At 37.6% G+C, this 1,769-nt stretch carries 3 protein-coding genes; all 3 read left to right on the top strand.

Translation table 11 applies throughout. From position 1 onward, the window contains the following. Window positions 1–276: 276 nt before the first annotated feature. The 3 genes from BK127_RS42085 (at window position 277) to BK127_RS42075 (ending at window position 1,450) form a co-directional block, all read left to right on the top strand. Window positions 277–471, top strand: coding sequence for a hypothetical protein (locus BK127_RS42085; protein ID WP_076238570.1), 195 nt, complete (start codon window positions 277–279; stop codon window positions 469–471). Between the two features lie 96 nt (window positions 472–567). Next, window positions 568–1,161: a hypothetical protein gene (locus BK127_RS42080; protein WP_076238569.1), complete on the top strand. Its 594-nt coding sequence runs from the start codon at window positions 568–570 to the stop codon at window positions 1,159–1,161. Window positions 1,162–1,198: 37 nt separating this feature from the next. Beyond that, window positions 1,199–1,450: a VOC family protein gene (locus BK127_RS42075; RefSeq protein WP_076238568.1), complete on the top strand. Its 252-nt coding sequence runs from the start codon at window positions 1,199–1,201 to the stop codon at window positions 1,448–1,450. The last annotated feature ends 319 nt before the right edge of the window (window positions 1,451–1,769 follow it).

The following is a 1,769-nucleotide window of genomic DNA, read 5'->3' as shown; positions in this document are numbered from 1 at the left end:
ATGCCTCAGCGGTCGTAGGACCACTGGTAGTCAGCGTATCTGTATAGCAAAATGATTTAAGGAAGCATCCGAATGAGAAGTTATCTGGCGATATAACTAAACTAACGGCGAACGATAGTTCAATCGCGACATGACGGCAGCCGGCACACTACCGCTGCCTTTGTCCGAGGGAAGTAACGGGTAGTTTAGTTAAATACATTTCAAATGAAATGATGTAACTTTTACGGCATTATCACGTCTATATAAGGGTGGTTTTAGGCAAAAGGAGGACTTGGAATGCGTCATAAAAAAGCATTCATTATATCTTTTACGGGATTTTTAGCTTTGCTGGTAGCATTCATTTATTTAACTCCTTTTGTGGGAAACCTTGTAGCGAATACAAGAATTGAAGGATACGCTAGGAGCATTGGCATAAGGATTGCAAAAAAATCTCCACCTCTTCCCAATGTTACTTCTGGGCAAGCACAATAGACGGTTGAAATCTTTGGCTGACGGTAATACAGAAAATCTCCGCCTTCGGCAATACCCGAACTGCGGTATAAAGGAAAATGGTGATGATAGAACAATATGGACACTAAAAAAAATATTGAAAATATCAGCCTATTAAAAGAGAAAATATCTGATTGGCATAAGTTGGGTGAAGAAGAGCTGTTTCTTGCTGTTAAAGAGTTTGAGAAAACGCCCAGGTTAGAGGTTTCAATTTATTATCAAGATTTATTTAATGATCCGAAGTTTTCTAAAATCCTTCTTGATATCTATATTAGGCATAAGGATAATACTAAGCTTATAGTTCTGCTTGTTTCAGCAATTGGGAATATGGTTCAGAGATATGATCTTCCGGAAACAAAGGAAATTTACGAATTCATGCTGGAAAATTCAGATAAAAGTAACATAGGACCTTATGTTGCGATATTCCTGCCTAAATTAAAATATTTTGATATTTATGATAAAAAATGGGAATATATTATGAATATCAAAAAAATGTCACCCAAAAAAGTAGCCGAAAGTTCTTTTGAAACGATAATGGATTTGTATTTAGAAAAAATTCCGGAACAATATAAAAAAGAGGCCATAGAATATTTTAATAAAAAAGTAGAAGCGTCTAACAATGAATACGGTAAACAATATTATCAAGATATCATTAATAAAATCCAGAGTTAATTAGGGTTCTGGGTTTAAAAACGAGTCAATGGTGGTTATGAAATTACCGAGCGGTCCTTTATTAATTCTCAATCAGTCGGATTCGTCTACTCGCGCGGTATGGTCACATGAAGGGATGACCCGACGAATTATCGGGTTTACGACCAATGAAATAGAACAACTCCAAAGAAATCTTCGCGAGTCAGGCATTACCGTAACCGATATACGTGACGAAGGAATGGGATGGTTTTTCGAGTTTTTAGATCCTGACGGCAATATGTTTTCAGTTCTAAAGTATAACCATCTATAACTAAGATAACTAACCTAACGGGTACAAGAGTGCAGCGATGGAACCGATCCATTGCTTTTTCAGCGTTGCTGGTTCACTGAACAAACGGGCAGAATAACGCAACGAATAGAAGTTGCCAGCGTCTTATAGCTGGTTGGAGAAATATGAAAGGAGTTGAATGAGAAAGATGACAGCATCATTTTCACATAAGCCCGAAGGATACGAGTGTCCATTTTGTCGTGTTTGGGGTATCGAGCGACCTCATCAGGGAACAAAACAAAGGGATATCATCTATCAGAATGAAAAGGTAACGGCATTTATAGCGAGCAAATGGTGGCCA

The sequence above is a fragment of the Paenibacillus sp. FSL H7-0331 genome (assembly GCF_001956045.1).
Note: the sequence above shows the minus strand (reverse complement) of the source record. Positions and strands in the feature narration are given on the sequence as shown.

Coding starts and splice junctions, on each gene's coding strand:
- BK127_RS42085 (WP_076238570.1), top strand. CDS start 277: ATGCGTCATAAAAAAGCATTCATTATATCTTTTACGGGATTTTTAGCT.
- BK127_RS42080 (WP_076238569.1), top strand. CDS start 568: ATGGACACTAAAAAAAATATTGAAAATATCAGCCTATTAAAAGAGAAA.
- BK127_RS42075 (WP_076238568.1), top strand. CDS start 1,199: ATGAAATTACCGAGCGGTCCTTTATTAATTCTCAATCAGTCGGATTCG.